Raw genomic sequence first — 25,788 nt, 5'->3', positions numbered from 1 at the left:
GTTCGAGTGATCTGCGCGGCGCGTTCTGCGTGTCGGAACGGTGTCGGTGCGCAGGTCAGGGCGTTCCTTGCCCGCGTGTCGCCTCCACCCGGAGCAGTTCCCCGGGCTCCAGCACGCTGCCCGACAGCCCCCTCCGGGCCAGTGCGGCACCAAAAGCCGGGCCGCCTCGTTCCATCCACCCCGGGGGCAGCCGCCGCGCCGCCGGGGCGTGCAGTGTTCCCCAGTGGATCGGCACCGCATGCCGAGCCCCGACCACCGCGCAGACCTCTGCCGCCTGCACCGGATCGAGATGTCCGCCGGACAGCCGCGGCCCCCATCCACCCACCGGGATCAACGCCAGGTCGATCGGCCCACCCGCTAACTCCGGCAGGTCCCGCATCGCCGGATACGGGGCGGTGTCCCCGGCGAACCACACCCGCACCCCGGGTGCGGCGATCACGAACCCGTTGGCGGCATTGGGCCGGTGTGGCATCGGCCGGTGACCGTGCTCGGCGGTGACCGGGCGGATGCGGACGTCACTGCCCGGTACCGGCCACCACTCGTCCGGTACCACCCCCTGCGCACCACCCACCCCGTGCCCGGCGAGCCAGCGCGCATTCGACGGGGCGGACAGCACCGGGACATCGCCGAGCATCCGCAACGAGCCGATCTCGGCATGGTCGTAGTGCAGGTGCGAGATCAGCACGGCCGTCGGATCGGCCCAGTGCTCGGCGCGGGGCGCGGCCCCGTGACGGCGCAGCACACCGGCGTGCCGACGCAGCAGAGGGTCGGTGAGCACCCGAACTCCGCCCAGGTCGAGGACCACGCTGGCATGCCCGAGCCAGCGCACCGCCACCCCCGTCACGCCGTCTCCCCCTCGATTCCCTCGCGGAGCCCCAGCCGCGCGGCCCAGCGCACCAGTTGACGGTGCACCGCGTCGGCACCGACCAGGGTGCCCGCATCCGGGTCGAGCAGGTCGGGGTCGATCCCGAGTTCGGTCGGGTGCAGCAGCACGGCCGAGTTCTGCGCGCCGCCGATCCCGCCATGGGAGCCCACCTGCCCCTCGAAGGCGTACACCCACCCCTCCGGTGACAGTTCCGACAGCAGCACCAGGTCCCCGACCTCCGCCAAGCGCCCGAGCCGGAGCAGATCCGCCGCCGCATGGGGTCCGAACGGGGCCAACGGGTCGACACCCTCGACAAGCGGACCGCTCCGATGTGCCGTGCGGTCTGCGGTGCCGTCGGCCTGGGTCTGTGCTTGTCCACCGTCGTCGGCGCGTTCCAGCCAGGAGATCCCCTCCGGACCAACCGCCGCGAGTCCGTGCGCCGCGGTGTCGACCAGCACCACCCCCATACCCGGGGTGGCCGCCAGCCCACCGACCAGACCGGGCCAGCGCAGGTCGATCTCCTCCAGTGTGAGCCGCCGAGCGGCCCGCGGGAACCACACCATGCCGAGGTTCCCCGATCCGGTGACGGCCACATCCGGTGGCGGGGCATCGGTGCGCAGCCCGGCCGGTCGGCTGCGGTCCGCATGCCGCTCCCCGGAGCGCTCCTTGCCCTGTGGTCCGAGCACCACCGACCGGTCCTCGCCATGCGGTCGGACCGAGGCGAGGAACGCATTGAGCGGGCCCCACTCCTCGTCACCGGAGGCCTGCACCGTGTCCAGCATCGGGTCGGCCATCAACCGGTGCACGACCTCCGGGAGGGTGTGCCCGGTGACCTGGCGGAATGTCGGCCCCAGCGTCTGCCCGTGATCGGAGAGCACCACCACGCGATAGTCACGGGGGGCCACCTCCCGGACGCGGTCGAGGGTGCCGAGCACCCGGTCCAACCCCTCCAACGACCGCAGCGACTCGGGTCGGGTGGGACCGGCGTGGTGGGCGATCTCGTCGTAGTCGACCAGGGAGAGGTACAGCACCGGGACGCCGCGGACCAGTTGCTCAGCGGTCAGCGAGGTCGCCAGGTCACGCAGCAGCACGTTGGTGATCCCACGCAACAGCACGTACCAGCCTCGGCGCGGGACCCGGGGTCGGACATCGCGCACTCGCTGCCGCCGACCCTGGTACAGCTCCTTGACCACCTCGCCGAGAGTCAGGGACACCGCCCGGGCGAGCACGAACGGACTGGCGAAGAACCGCAGGTACGGGGCGCCGGGCCCGATGCCCCGTCGCGCCTGGCTCATCACCAGGAACTGCCGCTCCGCATCACCGGAGAACATCGTGGCCACCGCCGCTCCACCTCCGGCGAGCAGCCCACGTCCGTCACTGAGCCGCTGTTCGACCATCGCCGCGTCGTCGGGGTGGTTGGTGACCACCAGACGCCCGGCACGACGGTCCCACCAGCGGAAGGAGCAGATCCGGTCCGCAGCACCGTGCAGGATGCCCGCCTGGCTCGCCGGGGTGGTGGAGGGGATGCGCGCCCACCAGCGGTCGGGGCGGTGCGACCCGTCGGCGACCCAGTGCGCCATCGTCGGGACCAGTCCGGCATCGACCGCCTGATCCAGCACCGGCGCGGCCACCCCGTCCAGCTGCACCACCAGCAGCCCGGCTGGCCGCCCCGTGTCCACCCCGTCGCCGGTGACGGTGCCACCCTCACCGGCTCGCCTGGCCCGCGAGCGTGCCCGACGCAGCACATCGCCGACCACATAGTCCGAGTCCCCGGCACCCCAGATCCACCGCCCGAGCGCCATCGCCACCGCGGTGACCAGCAGCACCGCCACCGCGGACCACCCATTGCGCACCTGCACCCCGGGCACCGCCCACAGCGCCAGCCAGGTCACCAGCACCTGCGCGCCCAGTCCTGCCAGCAGCGCCCCCATCGCCCCGCCGACCCGGGCCAGCACACGCAGCGAGGGACGCAGCAGGAGGTCGCCGACACCAACCACCGTCGCGACCAGGAGCACCGAGCCGGGGTTGCTGGCCTTCACTCCGTCGACCAGCGCGATGCCGATCCCGAGTCCCAGCGCGGTGACCACCAGGCTGAGCAGCACATCCCCCAGGTCACTGAGCGTGACCGCCCACCAGCGGCGCAGGGGATGACGTGCGGTCATGGCCTCAGAGTGCCACGCGGGCGGTGGTCATCGACGGGGCGGGGCCTGACGGTGCTTGTCAGTGCCCCAGCGCTGGGCATCGGGCACATCCAACTCATCACAGAGCGCATGCCAGATGTCCCGGGGTTCCACGCCCCGGTCGATGGCCTGCTCGCCGGTCAGACCACCGAGGGTGGGCAGCACCATCTCCCGGACCAGTGTCCGCCCGTGCGCGCTGCCGAAGACCTCGTCGACCAGCTGCCAGAATTCCCGATACCGCACCCGCACACCCTGCCACGCCCACCGGTGCGGCTCACCCGCTGCCCCGTCCCGGCGCGGATGTCGGTGCTCCACGCCACAATGGCCCGGTGAGCCCGAGCAACCGCCCCGCACCCGATGACGTGCTACGACGGTTCTCCCCCGCCACCGAAGACTGGTTCCGTGGTGCCTTCGCCGAGCCCACCGCCGCGCAGGCCGGTGCCTGGGACGCGGTCTCCTCCGAACGCCACGCGCTGGTGGTCGCCCCCACCGGTTCGGGTAAGACCCTGGCTGCCTTCCTGTGGGCGTTGGACGGGATCCTCAGCGGCCGGCACGGAGCCGAGGACGACCCGTTGCAGCGCTGCCACGTGGTCTATGTCTCCCCATTGAAGGCCCTGGCCACCGATGTGGAGCGCAACCTGCGCTCACCGCTGGTCGGCATCCGGCAGGCGGCTACCCGACGGGGGTTGGAACTGCCCGACGTCACCGTGGGTGTGCGTACCGGGGACACGCCGCCTGCCGAGCGCCGGGCCTTCGCCACCAAGCCGCCGGACATCCTCATCACCACACCGGAGTCGCTGTTCCTGGTGCTGACCTCCGCGGCCCGATCCGGGCTGTCCGGGGTGCGCACTGTGATCGTCGATGAGATCCACGCCGTGGCGGGCACCAAACGCGGCGCGCACCTGGCAGCGTCGCTGGAACGGTTGGACGCCCTGCTCGACCGTCCCGGCGGCCCTGGTCCGGCGCAGCGGGTCGGCCTGTCCGCCACTGTGACCCCGGTCGATCGGGTCGCCGGGTTCCTGTCCGGGGCACGCACGCCGGCGGACGGTGGCCGGGAGGTCGTCGTCGTGCAACCCCCGTCGACCAAGGTCATCGATGTCGACGTGGTCGTCCCGGTGCCGGATCTGGCCGACCTGGCCACGGCACCGGACCTCGGCAGCACCGGGGCCGACGCCGACCGCATGCAGCCGCTGCCCGAGGGTGAACGCGATCTGACCGGACAGGCCGCCGGTCCGGGCGGCGCGGTCAGCCGCCCGTCGATCTGGCCGCATGTCGAGGAGCGGGTGGTCGACCTGGTCGCCGCACACCGTTCCACCCTGGTGTTCACCAACTCCCGGCGCGGGGCGGAGCGGTTGACCGCACGAATGAACGAGATCTGGGCCCAGCGGCAGGGCGTGGATCTGGCGGACCACGGCGAGGTACATCCGGCCCAGGCGATGGGCCAGTCCGGCGCGGCGGTGGGGGTGGACACCCGCGAGGCCGAGCAGATCATCGCCCGGGCGCACCACGGGTCGATGAGCCGGGCCGAGCGCACCCGCACCGAGTCGGAGTTGAAGGCCGGACGATTGCCCGCCGTGGTCGCGACCAGCTCATTGGAGCTGGGCATCGACATGGGCGCGGTGGACCTGGTGGTGCAGGTGGGTGCTCCCCCGTCGGCGGCGAGTGGATTGCAGCGGATCGGACGGGCCGGGCACCAGGTCGGTGCGGTCTCCCACGGTGTGGTCTTCCCGGCGTTCCGCGGCGATCTGGTGCCCGCGGCGGTGACGGCCGAGCGGATGCGCGCCGGATTGATCGAGCCGGTGTCGGTGCCGGCCAACCCGCTGGACGTGTTGGCGCAGCAGATCGTGGCGATGGTGGCCACCGAGGACTGGACCGTCGCGGATCTGGCCACGGTGCTGCACCGCTCCGCCCCGTTCGCCACCCTGGGCGAGGGCACCCTGCGCGCGGTGCTCGACATGCTGGCGGGGCGCTACCCCTCGGAGGAATTCGCCGAACTGCGCCCCCGCATCGTGTGGGATCGTGCCGCCGACCTGCTCAGCGCCCGTCCCGGCGCGCTGCGGTTGGCCGTGACCAGCGGCGGCACCATCCCCGATCGCGGGCTGTACGGCGTCTTCCTGGCCACCGGGGCCACCACGGCGGATGTGCCGGTCGATGCCGAGCGCTCCGGTGGCCAGCTGCGCGGCGGCAAACGGGTGGGCGAACTCGATGAGGAGATGGTCTACGAGTCCCGGGTCGGCGACACCTTCACCCTCGGGTCGAGTACCTGGCGGATCGAGGACATCACCCCGGACCGGGTGCTGGTCACTCCTGCTCCGGGGCTACCCGGCAGGCTCCCGTTCTGGAAGGGCGACTCTCAGGGCCGCCCCGCCACCCTCGGCCGGGCGATGGGCGCCTGGTCGCGCGACGTGGTGGCGCTGCCCGAGGAGCAGGCACGTGCGCGGGTCGCCGCAGCCGGTCTGGACACCTGGGCCGGTGACAACCTGCTGGCGTATCTGCGCGAACAGCAGGAGGCGACCGGGGCCCTGCCCAGCGACTCCACCCTGGTGGTGGAGCGGTTCCGGGACGAGCTCGGCGACTGGCGGGTGGTGCTGCACTCGCCGTACGGGGCGCGGGTGCACGCCCCGTGGGCGCTGGTGGTCGGTGCCCGGCTGCGCGAACGCTTCGGGGTGGACGCGGCGGCGATGCACGCCGACGACGGGATCGTCCTGCGTCTGCCGGACATGATCGCCTCCGGCGACTTCTTGGACGACGTGCTCGGCACCGGCGCGACACCCCCCGGGGGCGAGGAGTCCCCGGTCAGTACCGAGGACCTGCTGATCGAGCCGGAGGAGGTCGCCACCGCGGTGCGCGCCGAACTGGGCGGGTCGGCGATGTTCGGTGCCCGCTTCCGGGAGGCCGCGGCCCGTGCGCTGTTGCTGCCGCGACGACGCCCCGACCGGCGTCAGCCCCTGTGGCAGCAGCGGCAGCGCTCCGCCCAGCTGCTGTCGGTGGCCTCGCGTTACCCGGACTTCCCGATCCTGTTGGAGGCGGTCCGGGAGTGTCTACAGGACGACTTCGATGTGGACGCGCTGGTCGAGATCATGCGCGATGTGCAGGCCGGTCGAATTCGCGTGGTCGAGGTGACCACCACCCGGCCTTCGCCCTTCGCCCAGTCGCTGTTGTTCGGCTACACCGCCCAGTTCCTCTATGACGGGGACGCCCCGTTAGCCGAGCGGCGGGCGGCGGCGCTGACCCTGGACCCGGCCCTGCTGGAGGAGTTGCTCGGCGGTGGTGGGGACGCCGCCATCGCCGACCTGCTCGACCCGGAGGCGGTGGAGCGCACCGAGGCTGAGGTCAGCGGGCTCCATCCGGACCGTCAGGCACGTGACCTGGAGGGCCTGGCTGATGTGGTCCGGCGGCACGGCCCTCTGCCGCTGTCCGGTGTGCTGGCGCGGACCCGGGAGGACGTGCGCGACCAGGCCGCCGCGTGGTTGACGGAGCTGGAACACCGCCGACGGCTGATCCGGGTCCGACTGTCTGGGGTCGCCGAGTCCGAACAGTGGGCGGCGATCGAGGATGCCGGACGGCTGCGCGACGCGCTGGGCGTGGCGCTGCCGGTGGGAGTGCCGGAGGCCTTCACCGAGGTGCTGCCCGATCCGCTCGGCGACCTCCTACGACGGCATGCGCGCACCCACGGACCGTTCACCGCGGCCCAGGTCGGTGCACGGTTCGGTCTGGGCACGGCGGTGGTGCAGGCCGGACTGCGCGGATTGGAACGCACCGGGGCGGTGGTGCAGGGCCGGTTGCGACCCGACGCGCTCGGCGGCACCGGCGACGAGTACTGCGACGCCGATGTGTTGCGCACACTGCGACGGCGTTCTCTGGCCGCGCTGCGCTCCGAGGTCGAGCCGGTGCCGCAGCAGGCACTGGGACGCTTCCTCCCCGCATGGCAGCACGCCACCGGTTTGGCGGCCGGTGCCTCGACGCCGGGGCTGCGGGGCATCGACGGCCTGGCCCGTGCCGTGGAGCAGCTGGCCGGTGCCGTGCTACCCGCCTCCGCTCTGGAACAGCTCGTGCTGCCCGCTCGGGTCCGGGACTACCGCCCGGCGATGCTGGACGAGCTGACCGCCGCGGGTGAGGTGCTGTGGGCCGGACACGGCACTCTGCCCGGCAAGGACGGCCTGATCAGCCTGCACCTGGCAGCCACCGCCGACCTCACCCTGCCGCTGCCCCCCGAGGAGCTGCCCAGCACCGTCGACACCGACCTGCATCGTGCCGTGCTCACCGCGTTGGCCGGAGGCGGGGCGTACTTCCTCGGGGCGCTGGCTGATCGGGTCGCCGACCTCCTGGACCCAGAAGGGACCCCACCCACCCAGAGCGCGCTCACCGAGGCGCTATGGGACCTGGTGTGGGCCGGGCTGGCGACGAACGACGGTCTGGCTCCGTTGCGCGCCCGGCTCGGCGCGGGCAAGACCACCCACCGCACACCGGCCGCCCCGCCGCGGGCGCGCACGATGGCGGCCGGGCGCTACGGCGGTGCGTTGGGGCTGCGCGGCGGTATCCGGCCGCCCCGCCCGGTGGTCACCGGTCCGGATGCCGGTGGCCGTTGGTCGCTGTTGCCCCGTCCGGAGACCGACCCGACCCGGCGCGCGCACGCCCTGGCCGCTCAGCTGCTCGACCGGCACGGGGTGCTGACCCGTGCGGTGGCCCCGGCGGAGGGGGTCACCCGACAGTTCGCCGGGGTGTACCGCGTGCTGTCCGCGCTGGAACAGTCCGGGCAGGTGCGCCGCGGCTACTTCACCGAACACCTCGGCGGCTCACAGTTCGCCCTGCCCGGTGCGGTGGACGAGCTGCGCGGCGAGGCCCGCCGGATCGAGCAGATCACGCAGACCACACAGCCCGCCGACGCCGACCGCGCCGTGGTGCTGCTCGCCGCCACCGACCCCGCCAACCCCTACGGTGCCGCGCTGGCTTGGCCGTCCTCCCCCACCTGGGCGCAGGACGCCACCGGCCACCGACCCGGTCGCAAATCCGGGGCGGTGGTGGTGCTGGTCGATGGCGCGTTGGCGTTCTATCTGGAGAAGGGTGGCCGGACCGTGCTGACCTTCACCGACGACGTCGACGCCCTCCGACTGGCCACCGCTCGGTTGGCGGATGCAGTGCGCGAGGAGCGGCTCGGCCGGATCACGCTGGTCCGCGCGGACGGGGTGGACCTGCTCGCCGCCGCGGGCTCCGACCCGACCCCGTTGAGCCGTGCACTGGCCGAGGCCGGATTCGTGCCGACGCCCCGGGGTCTGCGCCTGCGCGGGGCACGGTGAGCCCGGGTGCCTGAGGGCGACATCCTGCGCCGGACCGCGACCCGGCTGGACGAGGCGTTGGCCGGACGGGAGCTGGAACGCGCCGATCTGCGCTGGCCCACTGCGGCCACGGTCGATCTGGTGGGCCGCACCGTGCTGGGAACGGTGCCCTACGGCAAACACCTGCTGACCCGGTTCGACGACGGCCGCACCCTGCACACCCACCTGCGGATGGACGGGTCCTGGCGGATCGCCCGCACCGGCTCCCCCGGTGCGGCAGCGGGCTCGCCGGTGGTGCGGGCCGTGCTGGCCAATCGGACCTGGACCGCCGTCGGGGAGCTCCTGGGCATGCTCGACGTGCTGCCGACCAGCCAGGAACACACCCTGATCGGACACCTGGGGCCGGACATCCTGGCCGACGACTTCGAGTCCGACGGGTTACCCGAGGTGCTGCGGCGCTGGGCGGAGCGCGGCAGCACCCCGGTGTGCGAGGTGCTGCTGGACCAGACCGTGGTCGCTGGCATCGGCACCATCTACATGGCGGAGTCGCAGTTCCTCGATCACCTGTGGCCATGGACGCCTGCCGACCAGGTGCCTGACCCGATTCGGCTGCTCCGGGTGGCGCGGGCGCTGATGCAACGCTCGGTGCGCACCCCCATGCCGACCAGCACCGGTGACGTCACCCGGGGCCGGGGCAGTTGGGTGCACTCCCGCCGGGGCGAGCCCTGTCGACGCTGCGGCACCCCGATCCGGCGTGGCACCGCCCGGCAGCCACCGCAGGAACGGCCGGTGTTCTGGTGCCCCCGCTGCCAGCCCGCACCAACGTCCACCACGGTCTAGCTCAGCGCAGACAGCGAACAGCCCCGCGACGCGGTGGCATCGCGGGGCTGTTCGAGGTTCTGGTGGTCGACCTGCCGACCGGGTTCAGCCGATCGGGGCGAGCTCGGGACGTCGCCGCCCCCAGGTCCCCTCCGGGCCGTCCCAGGCGGTGAGGTCGGCCGGCACGGTGTCCGGGATCAGCAGACCCTCGGCCACGGCGATCCGGTCACTGACCTCACGCAGGACGAGCGACATCGGGATGTCCAGGGCGTCGCAGATGCTGGCGAGCAGCTCGGACGACGCCTCCTTCTGGCCGCGCTCGACCTCACTGAGATACCCCAGTGAGACCCGGGCGGCGGAGGACACCTCACGCAGGGTGCGACCCTGCCGCTGGCGGGCATCCCGCAGCACGTCACCGATCTCACGGCGCAACACGATCATCTGGTGTCCCCCTCTCGTTCCTCGTTCATCCTGCCGCACCGTCGGGACCGGTCGACCCGGACGGGTCGGGCGGTTCCGCAGCACGGTTCCCTGGTGGCCCCGCTGGGGCAGGCTTCCACCGTACAGGTCGCCGCCCCCAGGGGCAGCGTCACGACGGGTGCTCGGCCGGGTGTTCATCACGGTGGTCACAACGCCCAAGGCCCGCCCCGTGTTCCCCAGGTCGTGGCTCACACCCGCCGAGCACCGCATATTCACCCGTCGCGCACCGACGCAGGCACCGCTCGAAGGCACCGCCCAGGACGCCCAGCGGTCGGCACGCACCGAACCACCGGCACCGCGCACTACCCGCCGCTGACCGCCAACCCCAGGGCCAGCACCGCGTCACGACTGACTGCGCGCACCTCTCCCCGGTCGCCGTCCACCGACAGCTCCCGCACCCGTTCCCCGTCGCGGGTGGACGCCGCGACATAGACCGTGCCGGGTGCACGGCCGTCCTGCGGGTCCGGTCCGGCCACCCCGGTGGTGGCGAGCCCCACATCCGCCCCCAACCGCTCGCGCACCCCGCGGGCCATCTGCCGTGCGACCTCCGGGTGCACCGCACCGTGGTCGGCGAGCAGGGCGGGCTCGACGCCGAGCAGCTGCGCTTTGAGGTCGGTGGCGTAGGCCACCACGGCACCACGGAACACCCGCGAGGCACCGGGCACGTCCACCAGTGTGGCCGCCACCAGTCCCCCGGTCAGCGATTCGGCCACCGCCAGCGTGCGGTCCTGGGCCGCCAACAGGTCCAGGAGTTCAGCGGCCAGCGCCGTCCCGTCGTCCAGCTCATGCGTCATCTCATTCCCCCTTGCGCTGCATCCAAACCGTCAGGGGGTGGTGCGGCAACTTCACTCGGTGAGGCCGTCCGGCGCGGTGGTGCCGGTGGCTGCGGCATGCCGGGTGGCCTCGTTGCCGCTGGCCAGGCCGCGCCGGTGCTCACCGTGCACCCGCACCGCAGTGCGCACGTAGTCAGCCCCGGTCAGCACCGTGACCACCACCGCGGCAACCATCAGCACCCACGCCACCACGGCGACGAATCCGGGTAGGTGGTCCAGCGGGAGCAGGAACAGCGTCAGCGCCGCGATCTGCAACACCGTCTTGATCTTGCCGCCGCGCGAGGCCGGCAACACCAGGTACTTGAGCAGGAAGAACCGCATCACGGTGATGCCGAGCTCGCGGGCCAGGATCACCGCCGGGACCCACCAGGGCAGTTCGCCTAGCACCGCCAGCAGCACCAGCGCCGCACCGACCAACAGCTTGTCCGCGATCGGGTCCAGCAGCTTGCCGAGGTCGGTGATCAGATCCATCCGGCGGGCCAGATGACCGTCGACCTGGTCGGTGATCGCCGCCAACACGAACAGACCGGTGGCCACCAGACGCCAGGTGACCGACTCACCACCGTCCACCACCAGGGCCCAGCCGAAGAACGGCACGACGACGATGCGCAGCACCGTCAGCACGTTCGCGACATTGAGCACGGGGGGTCGGTGGTCCACCACCGGACCAGAGTACGTGCCAGCGGGGCGGTCGATTCTCACGGTCAGCGCAGGTCGTCCGCGTCGTCGTAGTAGTCGACAGCCTCCGGCGGCTCACCGGGCATCTGACCGGCTGGCGCGGCATAGCGGTCGCCACCGGCGGTGGACTCCACCGGGCCGTCCTCGCCGCGCAGCATCGCCAGGGTGCCGGGCAGGTCGTCCGGTTGCACCAGCACCTCGCGCGCCTTGGACCCCTCGGACGGCCCGACGATCTCCCGAGACTCCAACAGATCCATCAGACGCCCGGCCTTGGCGAATCCGACCCGCAACTTGCGCTGCAGCATCGACGTCGAGCCGAACTGACTGGTCACCACCAGCTCCGCCGCCTGCAACAGCAGGTCGAGGTCGTCGCCGATGTCCTCGTCGACCTGCTTCTTGGCCGCCACCACGGTGACGTCATCCCGGTAGTTCGGCTTGAGCTGCTGCTTCACATGCTCGACAACAGCGTGGATCTCCGACTCGGCCACCCACGCACCCTGGGTACGCATCGGCTTGGCGGCACCCATCGGCAGGAAGAGCGCGTCACCCTGGCCGATCAGCTTCTCCGCACCGGGCTGGTCGAGCACCACACGCGAGTCGGTCAGTGAGGAGGTGGCGAAGGCCAGTCGGGACGGGACATTCGCCTTGATCAGACCGGTGACCACATCCACCGACGGACGCTGGGTCGCGAGCACGAGGTGGATACCGGCAGCACGGGCCAGCTGGGTGATGCGCTGGATCGAGGCCTCCACGTCGCGCGGAGCGACCATCATCAGGTCAGCCAGCTCGTCCACGATCACCAGCAGGTACGGGTAGGTGGCGATCTTGCGCTCGGAGCCCGGCAGCGGCTTCACCTTGCCCGCGCGCACGGCGGCGTTGAAGTCGTCGATGTGCTTGAAACCGAACATCGCCAGGTCGTCGTAACGCGCCTCCATCTCCCGCACCACCCATTCCAGGGCCTCCGCAGCCTTCTTGGGGTTGGTGATGATCGGGGTGATCAAGTGCGGGATGCCCTCGTAGATGGTCAGCTCGACGCGCTTGGGGTCGACCAGCACCATCCGGACCTGATCCGGGGTGGCCCGCATCAGGATCGAGACGATCATCGAGTTCACAAAGCTCGACTTACCGGCACCGGTGGCACCGGCGACCAGCATGTGCGGCATCTTGGCCAGGTTCGCGGTGACGTAGCCACCCTCGACGTCCTTGCCGACGCCGATCACCATCGGGTGGTCGCTGCGCCGGGCCACCGAGGAGCGCAGCACGTCGCCCAGCGACACGGTCTCGCGGTCGGTGTTCGGAATCTCGATACCGATCGCGGACTTGCCGGGGATCGGCGACAGGATGCGCACGTCGGCGCTGGCCACCGCATAGGCGATGTTCTTGCTCAGCGCGGTGACCCGCTCGACCTTGACGCCCTTGCCCAGCTCGACCTCGTAGCGGGTGACCGTCGGGCCGCGGGTGAACCCTGTGACCTTGGCGTCGATGCCGAACTGGTCCAGCACACCGGTCAGCGCCTCGACCACCCGGTCGTTCGCGGCGGAGCGGACCTTGTGCGGGGCGCCCTTCGCCAGCATGTCCTCGGTGGGGAGGATGTAGACGACATCGCCCTCGAGCATCGGCTGCTCGCCCGCGGGGACGCCGGTGGTGGGCGGGGCGGTCAGCTCCCGGGGTTCAGCGGGGTCCGTGGGTGCCACCGCGGTGACCGCCTGGGTCGGCGCGGTGGGCGCGGGCTCGACGGTCTCGTACTCATCAACCTCGGGGTCGAAGATCTCCGTGGCGTCGTCATCGGCCGGGGCGACGGCAGCCGCACGGGTGAAGGCCTCGTCCGCCTCGTACTCGTCCAGCAGGCGGGTGTCGTCGTCGCGCTCGCGGTCCTTGCGACGCCGGCCGAACAGTCGCTTCTTCTCCTTGACCGGCTCCTCATCGAAGGCGGTATGCCCGGCGTTGATCACCAACGGGGCGTCGTCGTCCTCGACCTCCTCCTCGCGGTGGTTGCCGGTCAGACGGTCGTAGACAGCGCGCAACCGCGGCACAATCTGGTTCACCGGGGTCGCGGTGACCACCAGGACCCCGAAGAACGCCAGCAACACCAACACCGGCACCGCGGCCCAGGCCGTGATCAGGGCGACCAGCGGGGCACCGACCAGGTAGCCGATGATGCCTCCGGCGTCGCGCACCGCCTCGAAGCCACCGGCGGGGGCGGGCAGATCGGCGGAGATGTGCACCAGTCCGCAGGCGGCCAGGGTGATGGCGGTCAGTCCGATGGTGATCCGGCCATTCGCCCCGTTGCGGTCCGGGTGCCGCATCAGCCGCACCGCCACCGCCACCAGGGCGACCGGCAGTGCGACCGCGACCCGACCGAAGGTGCCGGCGGAGACCACGTGCACCGCGTCGGCGGCCATCCCGTCCAGCCCCCACCACTCGCGGACCGCGACGACGACCGCGAGCGCCAGCAGCAGCAGCGCAGCACCATCCCGACGCAACGCGGGGTCAAGATCACGGGCCCCGCTGCCCACCTTGCGCGCACCGCCACCGATCATGTGCGCGATCCCCATCCAGGTGCCGCGGATCATCCGCAACGGGAGGGCGGGTCGACGCTCGGCGGGTGCGGCGGCGGAACTGCCACTGCCCCGTCCTCGGTTGGTGGCGTTCTTGGCCGCGGCACCCTTGGCACCACCGGTCGAGCGGGTGGCGGGGCTGGAGGCACGCGGGGACATGAGATCCACGGTAACTGTCAGGCCGCGCGTGGCCGGGGATCTGGCCGATCGCGGGGGCGTGTCGAGACGTGCCAGAGTGGGCCGATGACGACGGTGACCAGGGCACAGGCGCTCCGGTTCCGGGCCCGGGTCCAGCAGCTCGACCGCGAGTCGGTGCCGGACCGCGCGCTGACGGATGCGGCGGTGCTCGATCTGGGGGTGCAGGCGACGGGGCAGTCCGCCCACACCTGGGCGCTGGTGAACCGTGGTGTGCCGATCCACGACGATCCGGCGGCCTGGGGCGGGCAGCTGGCGCTGGCCTGGACGGTCCGGGGCGCGCCCCATGCCTACCGACGCGTCGATCTGCCGGCCGTGGAGCTGGCCACCCGGCCGTTCTCCGAGGCGGATGCGGGCAAGCGGATCTTTGACGCGAACCGCCCGCTGAAGCAGGCCGGTATCCCCGCCGTCGAGGCGCTGACCCGGGTGGCGTCCCTGATGCGCGAGCTGGTGGTGGACCCGCTGCCCAAGGGTGATCTGTCCACCGCGCTGAGTTCCGCACTGCCGGAGCCGTACCTGCGCTGGTGCCGCAGCTGCGGGGCGAGACACACCTATGAGCAGCCGTTCCGGATCGCCGCGCTGCACGCCGGGCTGGAGCTGACCCCGCAGACCTCACCGCCAGTGCTGCGCCGGGTGCCGGACTGGGACATCGACGCGCCGGAGTTGAACGCGCCGCCGGTGCCCGACCCGTGGGTGCCGGACGCCCGACTCGATCTGGTCCGCGCCGGGGTACACCTGTTGGGGCCGACCACCCCCGAACATGTGGCGGCGTATCTGGACGCCCCGGTGCGCGATGTGCGGGGTCGTTGGCCGGCGGACGCCGTGCAGGTGGTGGTCGTGGACGAGAACGCCGAGGCCTCCCCCGCCTGGGTGTTGTCCACCGACCTCGACGCGTTGGAGGGAGCCGTGGAGCCTGGGGACAGCCCCGTGGTGCGCCTGGTCGGCCCCCATGACCTGATGCTCCAGGTCCGCGACCGTGAGCTCCTGGTCCCCGATCCCGAGCGACGCAAGGAGCTGTGGCCCGTGCTCGGTCGCCCCGGCGCGGTGCTGGTGGACGGCGCACCGGTCGGGGTGTGGCGTCCACGTGCCACCGGCAAGAAGCTCCAGGTGCGCACCGACGCGTGGGGACCCTGGGGCCGGTCCGTCACCGCACGGGTGCGCGCCCAGGCCAGGCTGCTGGCCCGGCACCGTGGCTTGACACTCGCAGAGTGACTGACGAGACAGCTTCCTGTGTGCCCGGGACGTAAGTCCTGTGAGAGTGTCTGTATATGGCAACTGAAGCATTGGTGATCGATTGGGCGCAGATGCCCACGTACAACACGATCATGTCCGTCGCCGCCGGAGCCGGACTCCTGCTGGTGGTCGGACTGGGCCGGGCGGTGCTGCACCGTCCCAAGGAGGTCGCGGTCGAGGGCTGGGCGCTCGCCTTCGGCGTACTCGGTGTCCTGCTCACCACGACCGGACTGCACATGACCCTGACCTGGCCGCTGGCCGCGGGCGGGTTCCCCTTCGACAACGTGATCTTCGGTGAGCCGGCGCTCGGCTTCGGCGTGCTGCTGCTGGCCGCGGCGTTCTGGCTGTGGAAGCGCGGACGCGCCGCACTGGACGCCCCGGAGCCGCTGGCCGTGCTGCGTCGCACCGCCGGTCCGATGTCCGTGCTGATCCTCGGACTGGGCCTGGCGTGCTTCGCCATCGCCGCCGCCGGGGTCGGGTACGAGTTGTTCGCCGCTCCCCCGGAAGAGCCGATCAGCGGTGAGTTCGCCGACTACCCGATGATCGAGGCGGTCTTCATCTCCGGCCTGTACGTGCTGGTCGGGGTCGGCGCGGTGCTGTTCCCGGTCGCCCTGGCCAAGCCTCGCCGCTGGGTGCACCGCGTGATCGGGGTGGTGTGGGGGCTGGCCGGTCTGGCCTTCCTGCTGTTCGGCGCGCTGAACTACTTCACCCACATCGGGCTCATCGTCAACACGATGGGCTGAACACGACCGAAGCCCCCGGGGAACGAATTCCCCGGGGGCTTCGTCATGTCACTCAGGCCTCGACGACCACCGGCAGGATCATCGGTCGGCGACGCAGCCGGTTCGACACCCAGCGTCCGACCACCCGGCGCATGATCTGCTGCAGCTGGTGGGTGTCCACCGCGCCACCGCGCAGCGCCTCCTCCAGCGCGGCGGTCACCTCGGGCAGGATCGTCTGGAAGACGGCGTCGTCCTCGGCGAAGCCCCGGGCCTGGATCTGCGGCGGGGCCAGCACCGTCCCGTCCGCGGAGGACACCACCGCGAAGATCGAGATGAAGCCCTCGTCGCCGAGGATGCGACGGTCCTTGAGCTCGGCCTCGGTGATCGACCCGACGCTCGACCCGTCGACGTAGACATAGCCACAGGGCACGGCACCGACCACGGAGGCCTTCCCGTCCACCAGGTCGATCACCACACCGTCCTCAGCCAGCACCACGCGGTCGGCCGGAACGCCGGACTTCACCGCGAGGGCACCGTTGGCCACCAGGTGCCGGACCTCACCGTGCACCGGCATCACGTTCTTGGGACGCAGGATGTTGTAGCAGTAGAGCAGTTCACCGGCCGACGCGTGCCCGGAGACGTGCACCTTGGCGTTACCGGAGTGCACCACGCGGGCACCCAGCCGGGTCAGGCCGTTGATCACCCGGAAGACCGCGTTCTCATTGCCCGGGATCAGCGAGCTGGCCAGGATCACGGTGTCACCGGGGCCCACCGAGATCTTGTGGTCGTTGTTGGCGATCCGACTCAGCGCAGCCATCGGCTCACCCTGCGAGCCGGTGCACATCAGCACCAGCTCGTCGTCGCGCACGTCATCGATCCGCTTGGCGTCCACCAGGATGCCCGCCGGAACCTTGAGGTAGCCCAGCTCGGCGGCGATGGTCATGTTGCGCACCATCGAGCGGCCGACCAGCGCGACCTTGCGACCGTGGGCGTGCGCGGCGTCCAACACCTGCTGCACCCGGTGCACATGCGAGCTGAACGAGGCCACCACGATTCGGCGGGTGGACTCGGCGAACACCGAGTCCAGCACCGGGCCGATCTCCCGCTCCGGGGTGACGAAGCCCGGCACCTCGGCGTTGGTGGAGTCGACCATGAACAGGTCGACGCCCTTCTCCCCCAGCCGGGCGAAGGCGCGCAGATCGGTGATCCGACCGTCCAACGGCAGCTGGTCCATCTTGAAGTCACCGGTGTGCAGGACCGTGCCCGCCCCGGTGGTGACCGCCACGGCCAGCGCATCCGGGATCGAGTGGTTGACCGCGACGAATTCGCAGGAGAACGCGCCGATCTGCTCGGTCTGCCCCTCCTTGACCGCCAGGGTCAGCGGGGTGATCCGATGCTCCTTGAGCTTGGCCTCGACGAACGCGAGGGTGAGCTGCGAGCCGATCAGCGGGATGTCCGAGCGCAGCCGCAGCAGGTAGGGCACCGCGCCGATGTGGTCCTCGTGACCGTGGGTCAGCACGATCCCGTCGACCAGGTGCATCCGGTCCTTGATGTACTCGAAGTCCGGCAGGATCAGGTCGACGCCGGGCTGGTGGTCCTCGGGGAACAGGACACCGCAGTCGATGATCAGCAGGCGACCGTCGTACTCCAGCACGGCCATGTTCCGACCGACCTCACCGAGACCGCCGAGGGCGACGATCCGCAGCGCTCCCTTCGCGAGGGTCGGGGGCAGCGTCAGATCGGGGTGGGGATGGGACATGCTTCTCCTGGTCAGTGCTGCAGTGCCCGCGCCGGGGCGTCCACGTCGATCCCGGCGGCGCGCAATCCCGCGCGTACCTCCTGGACCTCAGCGTCGGACGCGGCGACCAACGGCAACCGCAGATGGCGGGATGGGATCAGACCGAGCGCCTGCACGGCGGCCTTCGCGGCCACTGCCTGGAACCCCCGGCCGTTCAACGCGTCGACCGCCGGTGCGATCGACAGGAAGATCTGGAGTGCGCGGGTGTGGTCCCCCGCGTCGTGTGCCGCGATGATCGCGGCCAGCTGGTCACCGACTACGTGCCCGGCCACACTGACGATGCCGACGGCACCATGCGCCAGGAACGGCAGCAACAGGCTGTCATCGCCGGAGTACCAGGCCAGCCCGGTGCGGGCGGCAGCGGTGGCGGCGGCGTAGACGTCACCGGTGGCGTCCTTCATGGCCACCACCCGGTCGTGGGCGGCCAGCGCGTCGATGGTCGACGGGGCCAGGCGGACGCCGGTGCGGCCCGGCACGTCGTAGAGCATCACCGGGCGGTCGGTGGCGTCGGCCACCGCCGAGATGTGCCGGATCACGCCCTCCTGGCTCGGGCGGGAGTAGTACGGGGCGACGACCAGCAACCCGTCGGCACCGGCCTCGGCGGCCTGCTCGGCCATCCGCACCGCGTGCAGGGTGTCATTCGATCCGGCACCGGCGACCACACTGGCGCGGTCGCCCACCGCGTCAACCACAACCCGGATCAGATCGGCCTTCTCCGGGGCGTGCGTGGTGGGTGCCTCACCGGTGGTGCCGTTCAGCACCAGACCGTCGTGCCCGTGGTCGACCAGATGCGTCGCCAGCGCAGCGGCCGCGTCCAGATCGAGCTTCCCGTCCTCGGTCATCGGGGTGACCATCGCGGTGAGCACCGCTCCGAACGGACGAGAAGGCGTGACGGACATGGCCCCCACCGTACCGCTCCGTGCCCCTACTGGAGGCCCGCGGTGGTGCGAACCCGGTGCCGAGTTCGGTGCTCCGGCGCTCACGTACGCACCGGCGCCCCCGAACTCGGCACCGGAGCACCGAACTCGCGCGCGGCGGATCGGTCAGGGCGCGGCCAGGTAGCCCAGCAGACGATCGGGACGGTCGGTGATGATCGCATCGACGCCGAGCGTGCGAGCTTGGGCCCAGTGCTCGGGCTCGTCCAGGGTCCAGACCATCGTCTGCAGCCCGGCCCCGTGCAGCCGCTCCACCAGATCCGGGTACTGCACCAGCAGTGGTCCGGCCGGGTTGCAGGTCACCACGCCGAGCGCGGCGCACTGGTCGAGCAGCTGATCCACGGACTCCACCCCGAAGACCAGCAGCCCCCGGCGCAGCGACGGGGCGGCCTCGGCCAGCGCCGCCACCGTCTCCGGCCAGAAGCTCTGGCCGATGACCCGGTCGAACAGCCCGGCGTCCGCCAGCGGATCGGTGACCAGGCGGACCTGCTCCACCGTCCAGGAGCCCTTGATCTCCAGCAGCAGGTCGATGTCCGGGCGGCGGAGCAGAAAGTCCACCACCTCGGCCAGGGTCGGGACCCGCTGACCGGCGTACGCCGGGGAGAACCACGATCCGGCGTCCAACTGCCGCACTCTGGCCAGGTCCATCGCGCTGATCGGACCCGTCCCGTCCGTGGTGGCGTCGGCGGTGTCGTCGTGGATGATCACGACCTGGCCGTCGGCGGTGAGCTGGACGTCGAGTTCGATGCTGCCGGCCCCCGACCGCCACGCCGCCTCGAAGGCTGCCAGCGTGTTCTGGGGTGCCACGGAGGAGTTCCCGCGGTGGGCGATGACGGTCGGGGTCTGACTCACAGGTAGGGCTCCACGTTCTCGCGGTAGGCGGTCTCCAGCTGCGGGGTGATCGAGTCGAAGGCCTCGGCCGGATCGGTCCCCTCCAACACGATCTGCTCGATCGCCGTGTTCAGCAAGGCGTCCGCACCCGGTACGAACACCCGGATGTAGTCCTGCGAGCGAGCCTTCTCCCCCAACTGGTCGACCGCGGTGCGGAACTGCGGGAACTGCTCATAGACGGCCTGCATGGTGTCGGATTCGACCGCCGAGGTACGCACCGGCATGTACCCGGTGGCCTGAGAGAACGTCGCGGTGTTGTCCGTGTTTGTGAGGAACTCCAGGAACATCGCCGCGGCCAGCTGCTTCTCCGGCGTCGAGGAGGAGGAGATCGCCACGCCGGTGCCACCAGTGGGCGAACCGCCACCATCGGGACCGTCGGGCAGGAACGCGGTGCCGACCTCAAAGGAGGCCGAGTCCAGCGCGCCCTTCAGCGAGCCAGTGGAGCCGATGGTCGAGGCGATCAGGCCGCTGGAGAAGTCCGCCATCGAGTCGGTGGCCGACACGGTGGCGACCGGCGCCCCGTTGTTCACCCCGTCGACCCCGTGGAACAGGTCGGACAGGAACTGCCCACCTGCCACGGCCTCCTCCGTGTCCAGGGTGACCTCGAAGCCGTCGGAGTACTCCCCGCCCTGACCCCAGATCATGTTCTCGAACCACCAGGCACCCCAGGAGGGCCCGGTGGACAGACCGAAGGGGCTGCCCCCGTCCGGCACCTGCGCGGCCAGCTGGGTGCTCCAGTCCTGGAGCTCCGCCCAGGTCTCGGGGCCCCGGTCCGGCAGCCCGGCGGCGGTCCACATGTCCTTGTTGTAGTAGAACAGCGGCGTCGAGCGGGCGTACGGCACCGCCCAGTGCTGGTCCTCGTACTCGTAGTCGCCATAGAGCGCGGGCTGGAAGTCGTCGGCGTCGGCCTCGAGGTAGTCGAGCACGCCGTCCAGCGGCATGATCTGGTCGTTCAGGTGGTAGCGGAACCACCACACGTCGGAGGCGATCACTGCATCGGGCATCTCGTCGGACTGGGAGGCGGCCTGGAAGCGCTGGGCGACCTCGTCGTAGTTGGCCCCGGCGGTGACCAGGTTGACCTTGATCCCCGACTCCGCGGTGAACTGGTCGATCAGCTCCTGCTCGACCTCCTGGGACTGGCCCGGGTGGTTGGACCAGAAGGTGATCTCGTCAGCGGGCTCGACCTGGGACCAGTCGGTGCTCTGGGCGGAGGCGCTGGCATCGGAGCTGGTGCCACCGACCGCCGGCCCACCGCAGGCGGTGAGGGCGAGGGCGGCGACGGCGGAGAAAGCTCCGGCGAGGACGACGCCGCGGGGGCGACGTCCAGGCAAGGCGTGGGACACGGGTGTGCTCCTTCGGGTCGTGCGCCCGTCGATTCGGGCGCGCGGGGGTGACCCGGGCCGTGCAGGGGACGCCCGGGAGTTCAGGGGTGACGGGGGGTCGACGGGGCGCGTGCCCCGTGGCGGATCAGCCGGTGACGGCCCCCGCGGTGAGACCGTCGACCAGTCGGCGCTGCAGCACCAGAAAGACGATCAGGATCGGCAGGGTCACCACGACGGTGGCGGCCAACAGCACGCCCCAGTTGGTCATGCCGTCGATGTTCTGCAGCAGGGTCAGGCCCACCGGCAGGGTCATCTTGTCCGGGCGGTCGATCACCAGGAACGGCCACAGGTAGTCATTCCACTCGGTGACCACCGACACCAGCGTCACTGCGGCGATGGTCGGGGTGGACATCGGCACCACGAACCGCCACAGCTTGCGCCAGTGCCCCGCCCCGTCCAGCTCCGCGGCTTCCAGGATCGACCCGGGCAGCGTGAGGAAGTGTTGGCGGAACAGGAAGGTGCCGAAGGCCGACGCCAGACCGGGCACCAGGATCCCCTGGTAGGTGTTCAGCCAGCCGAGACCGGCGACCAGGGTGTAGTTCGGGATGATCGTGATCTGCGGCGGGATCATCAACGTGGCGATGACCAACCCGAAGATCACCTTCTTGAACGGGAAGTCCAGGAACACCAGCCCGTAGGCGCAGCCCAGACCGAGCAGCACCTTCAGCCCGGCTCCGACGATGGTCAGGCCCACGCTGTTGGCCAGCAGCCGGCCGAGCGGGACGGTGTCCGCGGCCTGCTGATAGTTGGCGGTGTCCAGGGAACCGGGCAACCACTGCAACGGCAGGCTGTACAGCTCCCCCGGCGTCTTGAACGAGGCCAGTGCCAGCCAGATCAACGGGGCACCGAGCACGATCGTCGCCAGGATCATCGTCGCGTACCCCACCACTGGTGGGCGGCGTCGACTCCCGGAGCGACCGGGTGGTGTGGGGCGCACCGGGGCGGCGGGACGCAGGGTGTTCTGCGGCAGCGCGGTCGGTCGGCGCGGGGTCAGGACGCTCACGAGTAGTGCACCTTCCGCTGGATGAAGCGCATCTGCACCGCGGTGACGGCCAGCAGCACCAGGAACAGGACCGTCGCCACCGCCGAGGCGTACCCGGCGCGGCCGTTGACGAAGCTCTCCTCATAGATCGAGTACATGAGGGTGGTGGTCGAACCGAGCGGGCCGCCGCTGGTCATCGCCTTGATCAGGTCGAAGGACTGCAAAGAGGCCAGCATCATCGTCACCAGCAGGAAGAACGTGGTGGGGGTCAGCAGCGGCAGCACGATGGCCCGCAGGGTCCGACTCGGGGACGCCCCGTCCAGCGCCGCCGCGTCCTTGAGGTCCTGCGGCACCGATTGCAGCCCCGCCAGGTAGATCAGCGCGACGTAGCCCAGGTTCTTCCACAGGTAGACCACGGTGATCATCACCAACGGCCAGGGACGCTGGGTGTACCACTGCGGCGAGTCCAGGTTCACCAGGCTGAGCAGCTCGGACATCAGCCCGTAGCGCGGGTCGAAGATGAACAGCCACAGAATCCCCACCGCGAATCCGGAGAGCACGTAGGGCGCGAAGGCCACCGTCCGGGCAAATCCGCGGCCCCTCAGCTTCCGATTCAGCAGCAGCGCCAGGCCGAGACCCAGCACCATCGACCCGCCCACCGTCAGCACGGTGAAGACCACGGTGGTGCCGATCACCCGACCGGTGCCGGCGGCGGTGAACCACTCGACGTAGTTGCCCAACCCGACCTGCCGGGCCACGGGCGAGCCCAGGTTCCATTGCAGGGTCGACAGGTAGAAGCTCTGGATCAGCGGCCGGTAGACGAACACCAGCAGCAGGGCGATGTTCGGACCGGCGAGCAGCAGGAACCAGAGCATGGCGGTGCGGCGACGGCGCGCGCTCAGGCCGCCGCGGCGGGCGGTCCTGGGGGCCGGTCCGCCGTGCGCGGCACCACCGGTGATGGGCGACGCGAGGACATCAGAGGTCACGGGGAGAAACTTCCGCTCGGGGTGTCACGGGGCTGCCGTGCTGGCGGCCCGAGCCACTGTAGGAACGGGATTTCGACGATTCGGTCGATGTCGGGAAGCCTTCGGGCTCAGTTCGCCGGGAGTTCATTGCGGGCACCGTCCCGACGCTCACCGGACAGTCTGCGGTCGCGGATCAGTCAGCTCCCGGCCCTCTCTGATGCCCAGAGGCCCGGGTCGAGACGGGGCGGCACGGGCGGTCGGGCGGCACGGGGCAGTCGAGACGGGGCGGCACGGGGTGGTCGGGGCGGTCGGGGCGGTTACTCTCGCCGGGTGTCCGCCCGCACCAGCGATCCCGCCGTGCGCTCCGCCGTCCGCACCGCACTGTCGGTGTCCGTGGCCACCGGGCTGTACGGGGTGTCCTTCGGGGCGCTCGCGGTCGCGGCCGGGCTGGATCTGGCCCAGACCATGGTGTTGAGCCTGGTGATGTTCTCCGGCGGCTCACAGTTCGCCGCCATGGGAGTGATCGGTGCCGGTGGTGGTGCCGGTGCGGTGGTGGCCACCGCCGGGCTGTTGGGCGCACGCAACGGGCTGTACGGGGTGCAGGTCTCCGGCTTGCTGAATGTGCGCGGCTGGCGACGGCTGCTGGCCGCCCACCTCACCATCGACGAGTCCACCGCCGTCGGCACCGCCCAGCCCTCCCCCGCCGCCGCCCGCGCAGGGTTCTGGTGGACCGGTGTCGGGGTCTTCGTGCTGTGGAACGCCTTCACCCTGGCCGGTGCCCTGCTCGGTGACGCGCTCGGCGACCCGCGCACCTATGGCCTGGACGCGGCAGCGGCGGCCGCGTTCCTGGCACTGCTCTGGCCCCGGGTGACGGGGCGGGACTCGGCGGCGCGCACCGGCCGGTGGGTGGCGTTCGCGGCGGCGGTGTCGGCCTTGGCCCTCACCCCGGTGGTGCCCGCCGGAGTTCCAGTGCTGGCCGCGGCGGTGCTGGCGGTGGTGGTCGGGGTGCTCTCCCCCGGCGACGGCAGCCCCGCCCCAGTCGACCGACCGGAGGTCACCCCATGAACGCCCTCGACCGGGCCGCGACCTGGATCGCCGTCGTGGCGTCCTCGGCGGTCGTCTACGCCATCAAGGTGGCCGGTCACCTGGTGCCCCGTCGGCTGCTGTCCCACCCCCGGGTCACCCGCACCGCTGCCTGGGTCACGGTGGCCCTGTTGGCCGCTCTGGTCGCGGTGCAGACGGCCACCAGTGGCGCAGCCGTGCAGATCGATGCCCGCGCCGCCGCACTGGTGGTGGCCGCGGTGGCACTGCTGCTGCGCGCACCGTTCATCGTCGTGGTGGTGCTGGCAGCCGCGAGCGCCGCAGTCCTGCGCGCCCTGGGCTGGATGAGATGAGCTCTCAGACCGCGATCGGTGCCTTGATCGTCGGATGGTGCTGGTAGTCGACGACCTCGACGTCCTCCAACGTGTAGTCGAACAACGAATCCGCCTGGCGCAGCTTCAGGGTCGGGAACGGGTAGGGCTCCCGGGACAGCTGCTCGCGCACCTGGTCGACGTGGTTGTCGTAGATGTGGCAGTCCCCGCCGGTCCAAATGAAGTCTCCGACCGCCAACCCCACCTGCTGGGCCACCATGTGCGTCAGCAGCGCGTACGAGGCCAGGTTGAACGGCACCCCCAGGAACAGGTCCGCCGACCGCTGGTATAGCTGGCAGGAGAGCTTGCCGTCCGCCACGTAGAACTGGAACAGCGCATGGCACGGTGCCAGCGCCATATTCGGGATCTCTGCGACATTCCACGCCGAGACGATGTGTCGACGTGAGTCGGGGTCCTGACGCAGGTTGGTCAACAACTCGGACAACTGGTCGATGTGCCGACCATCGGGTGCCGGCCACGACCGCCACTGCACCCCGTACACCGGGCCGAGTTCACCGTTCTCATCCGCCCACTCGTCCCAGATGGTCACGTTTCGCTCCTGGAGCCAGCGGACATTCGAGTCCCCGCGCAGGAACCACAGCAGCTCCTGGACGATCGAGCGCATGTGCACCCGCTTGGTCGTGACCAGCGGGAAGCCCTGCGCCAGGTCGAAGCGCATCTGATGCCCGAAGACACTCCGCGTGCCCGTACCCGTGCGATCCGACTTGGCGGAGCCGGTCTCCATGACCAACCGGAGCAGGTCCTCGTAGGGGGTGGTCCGGGTGGCGTACGACGGGGCGGTCATGGGGCCCATCGTATGCGCCGGTGTCGCGTACCGGTGGTGCAGCCCAGCGCTACGATCCGGCGATGGCGGACTTCTCCCACCCTCGGGTCACCGACCCGCTGTATCAGCTGCCCGAGGCGCTTCACCTGGTCCCCGACGTTCCGGTGCCGCCGTTCCGAACCCGGGAGGAGCACACCCGGTTTCATCGGGCCTTGGCCGAGTATGTCGCCGAGGTCGGTCGGGCCTGCGGCGGTCAGCACCTGGAGGATCTGCTGCTCGCCGCTCTGGTGTCCGAACAGGTGACCCCCTGGCGGCCGCTGGTCTCTGCCTACCCCACTGCGACCGTGCTGCAGATCGCCCTGCGCTTGTTCTTCCCTGCCCCGTGGACTCCGGTCGGTGTGGTGACCACATGGAATGAGGTCATGACCGCGCAGTACCCCCATTGGCACCTGACGCGGCGGGACCACATCGCTTATCAGTACGACCCCGACTTCTCCGCACGCCGTGACCCGGACGGGCGGTGGACGGTCATGCTCATCGAGCGTGGCCGACCCCGGACCGAGGCCCAGCTCGACAACGACGGTCTGATGGTGCTGTACCTGATGCAGCACCTCACCGCCGCGCTCCCCTACCCCTACGCGCACGCCGGAACCGCAGCCGACCGGATGGTCCCCGGTGCTCGCGCCGCGGTAGCCGCGTGGGCGCGACAACGGCAGTTCCCCGTGTACGACCACTGGAACGCGCGCTAACCCGGTCCGCCTCGATCTCCGCCGCGCGCCGCGCCCTGCATCGCGTGACAC

The 25,788-nt window shown here is 71.0% G+C and carries 21 protein-coding genes; 7 read left to right on the top strand and 14 right to left on the bottom strand.

Annotated features, from left to right (window positions below):
- Positions 1–55: 55 nt before the first annotated feature.
- Genes AB0N78_RS07725 through AB0N78_RS07715 form a run of 3 tightly spaced genes read right to left on the bottom strand, consistent with a single transcriptional unit; the run spans position 56 to position 3,288 of the window.
- Positions 56–844: an MBL fold metallo-hydrolase gene (locus AB0N78_RS07725; RefSeq protein WP_363387917.1), complete on the bottom strand. Its 789-nt coding sequence runs from the start codon at positions 842–844 to the stop codon at positions 56–58.
- Positions 841–3,027, bottom strand: a complete 2,187-nt coding sequence (locus AB0N78_RS07720) for a phage holin family protein (RefSeq protein ID WP_363387915.1) — start codon at positions 3,025–3,027, stop codon at positions 841–843. Before AB0N78_RS07720 ends, AB0N78_RS07725 begins: the two co-directional genes overlap by 4 nt.
- Positions 3,028–3,054: 27 nt before the next feature.
- Positions 3,055–3,288: a DUF3046 domain-containing protein gene (locus AB0N78_RS07715; RefSeq protein ID WP_363387912.1), complete on the bottom strand. Its 234-nt coding sequence runs from the start codon at positions 3,286–3,288 to the stop codon at positions 3,055–3,057.
- Positions 3,289–3,374: 86 nt separating this feature from the next.
- Between AB0N78_RS07715 and AB0N78_RS07710 the strand changes: the two genes are divergently transcribed.
- A complete protein-coding gene (locus AB0N78_RS07710) occupies positions 3,375–8,342 on the top strand; it encodes an ATP-dependent helicase (protein WP_363387910.1) in 4,968 nt (1,655 codons plus the stop codon).
- Positions 8,343–8,348: 6 nt separating this feature from the next.
- Positions 8,349–9,161: a DNA-formamidopyrimidine glycosylase family protein gene (locus tag AB0N78_RS07705; protein WP_363387907.1), complete on the top strand. Its 813-nt coding sequence runs from the start codon at positions 8,349–8,351 to the stop codon at positions 9,159–9,161.
- Between the two features lie 84 nt (positions 9,162–9,245).
- Here the strand turns inward: AB0N78_RS07705 and AB0N78_RS07700 are convergent, their stop codons facing one another.
- The 4 genes from AB0N78_RS07700 to AB0N78_RS07685 form a co-directional block, all read right to left on the bottom strand.
- Positions 9,246–9,581 carry a helix-turn-helix transcriptional regulator gene (locus AB0N78_RS07700; RefSeq protein ID WP_363387904.1) on the bottom strand — a complete coding sequence of 112 codons (336 nt, stop codon included), beginning with the start codon at positions 9,579–9,581 and terminating at the stop codon, positions 9,246–9,248.
- 341 nt (positions 9,582–9,922) lie between these two features.
- Positions 9,923–10,414 (bottom strand): CinA family protein, encoded by a 492-nt coding sequence (locus tag AB0N78_RS07695; protein ID WP_363387902.1) that lies wholly within the window; start codon positions 10,412–10,414, stop codon positions 9,923–9,925.
- 51 nt (positions 10,415–10,465) lie between these two features.
- Positions 10,466–11,116 carry a CDP-diacylglycerol--glycerol-3-phosphate 3-phosphatidyltransferase gene (gene pgsA / locus AB0N78_RS07690; RefSeq protein WP_363387899.1) on the bottom strand — a complete coding sequence of 217 codons (651 nt, stop codon included), beginning with the start codon at positions 11,114–11,116 and terminating at the stop codon, positions 10,466–10,468.
- Positions 11,117–11,157: 41 nt separating this feature from the next.
- On the bottom strand, positions 11,158–13,848 hold the full coding sequence (locus AB0N78_RS07685) for a DNA translocase FtsK 4TM domain-containing protein (RefSeq protein WP_363387896.1): 2,691 nt from the start codon (positions 13,846–13,848) through the stop codon (positions 11,158–11,160).
- 84 nt (positions 13,849–13,932) lie between these two features.
- On the opposite strand from AB0N78_RS07685, the gene AB0N78_RS07680 reads away from it, so the two are divergent.
- Both AB0N78_RS07680 and AB0N78_RS07675 read left to right on the top strand, forming a co-directional pair.
- Positions 13,933–15,096 carry a crosslink repair DNA glycosylase YcaQ family protein gene (locus AB0N78_RS07680; protein WP_363387893.1) on the top strand — a complete coding sequence of 388 codons (1,164 nt, stop codon included), beginning with the start codon at positions 13,933–13,935 and terminating at the stop codon, positions 15,094–15,096.
- A 56-nt stretch (positions 15,097–15,152) separates the two neighbouring features.
- Positions 15,153–15,860, top strand: a complete 708-nt coding sequence (locus tag AB0N78_RS07675) for a DUF981 family protein (RefSeq protein ID WP_363387891.1) — start codon at positions 15,153–15,155, stop codon at positions 15,858–15,860.
- A gap of 52 nt (positions 15,861–15,912) precedes the next feature.
- On the opposite strand, the gene AB0N78_RS07670 is transcribed toward AB0N78_RS07675, so the two are convergent.
- The 6 genes from AB0N78_RS07670 to AB0N78_RS07645 form a co-directional block, all read right to left on the bottom strand.
- Complete coding sequence (locus tag AB0N78_RS07670; RefSeq protein ID WP_363387888.1) at positions 15,913–17,598, bottom strand: ribonuclease J; 1,686 nt, start codon at positions 17,596–17,598, stop codon at positions 15,913–15,915.
- Positions 17,599–17,609: 11 nt separating this feature from the next.
- Entirely contained in the window at positions 17,610–18,536 is a 927-nt protein-coding gene (gene dapA, locus AB0N78_RS07665; RefSeq protein WP_363387885.1) for a 4-hydroxy-tetrahydrodipicolinate synthase, read from the bottom strand.
- 144 nt (positions 18,537–18,680) lie between these two features.
- Positions 18,681–19,424 (bottom strand): glycerophosphodiester phosphodiesterase family protein, encoded by a 744-nt coding sequence (locus tag AB0N78_RS07660; protein ID WP_363387883.1) that lies wholly within the window; start codon positions 19,422–19,424, stop codon positions 18,681–18,683.
- Positions 19,421–20,806: an extracellular solute-binding protein gene (locus tag AB0N78_RS07655; protein ID WP_363387880.1), complete on the bottom strand. Its 1,386-nt coding sequence runs from the start codon at positions 20,804–20,806 to the stop codon at positions 19,421–19,423. The genes AB0N78_RS07660 and AB0N78_RS07655 overlap by 4 nt, the downstream gene beginning before the upstream one ends.
- A gap of 124 nt (positions 20,807–20,930) precedes the next feature.
- The gene (locus AB0N78_RS07650) at positions 20,931–21,716 is read right to left on the bottom strand and encodes a carbohydrate ABC transporter permease (RefSeq protein WP_363388261.1); all 786 of its coding nucleotides are present in this window, start codon (positions 21,714–21,716) and stop codon (positions 20,931–20,933) included.
- 128 nt (positions 21,717–21,844) lie between these two features.
- Positions 21,845–22,729 (bottom strand): sugar ABC transporter permease, encoded by an 885-nt coding sequence (locus AB0N78_RS07645; RefSeq protein ID WP_363388258.1) that lies wholly within the window; start codon positions 22,727–22,729, stop codon positions 21,845–21,847.
- Positions 22,730–23,122: 393 nt separating this feature from the next.
- Between AB0N78_RS07645 and AB0N78_RS07640 the strand changes: the two genes are divergently transcribed.
- Positions 23,123–23,857, top strand: coding sequence for an AzlC family ABC transporter permease (locus tag AB0N78_RS07640; protein WP_363387877.1), 735 nt, complete (start codon positions 23,123–23,125; stop codon positions 23,855–23,857).
- Positions 23,854–24,186 carry an AzlD domain-containing protein gene (locus AB0N78_RS07635; RefSeq protein ID WP_363387874.1) on the top strand — a complete coding sequence of 111 codons (333 nt, stop codon included), beginning with the start codon at positions 23,854–23,856 and terminating at the stop codon, positions 24,184–24,186. Before AB0N78_RS07640 ends, AB0N78_RS07635 begins: the two co-directional genes overlap by 4 nt.
- A gap of 4 nt (positions 24,187–24,190) precedes the next feature.
- On the opposite strand, the gene AB0N78_RS07630 is transcribed toward AB0N78_RS07635, so the two are convergent.
- The gene (locus tag AB0N78_RS07630; protein WP_363387871.1) at positions 24,191–25,009 is read right to left on the bottom strand and encodes a thymidylate synthase; all 819 of its coding nucleotides are present in this window, start codon (positions 25,007–25,009) and stop codon (positions 24,191–24,193) included.
- Between the two features lie 62 nt (positions 25,010–25,071).
- On the opposite strand from AB0N78_RS07630, the gene AB0N78_RS07625 reads away from it, so the two are divergent.
- Entirely contained in the window at positions 25,072–25,737 is a 666-nt protein-coding gene (locus AB0N78_RS07625; protein WP_363387869.1) for a hypothetical protein, read from the top strand.
- Positions 25,738–25,788 lie beyond the last annotated feature (51 nt).

This window comes from Cellulomonas sp. NPDC089187, assembly GCF_040685135.1.
Classification (GTDB): domain Bacteria; phylum Actinomycetota; class Actinomycetes; order Actinomycetales; family Cellulomonadaceae; genus Cellulomonas.
The sequence above is the reverse complement of the archived record's forward strand: the minus strand, read 5'-3'. Positions and strand labels throughout refer to the sequence as shown.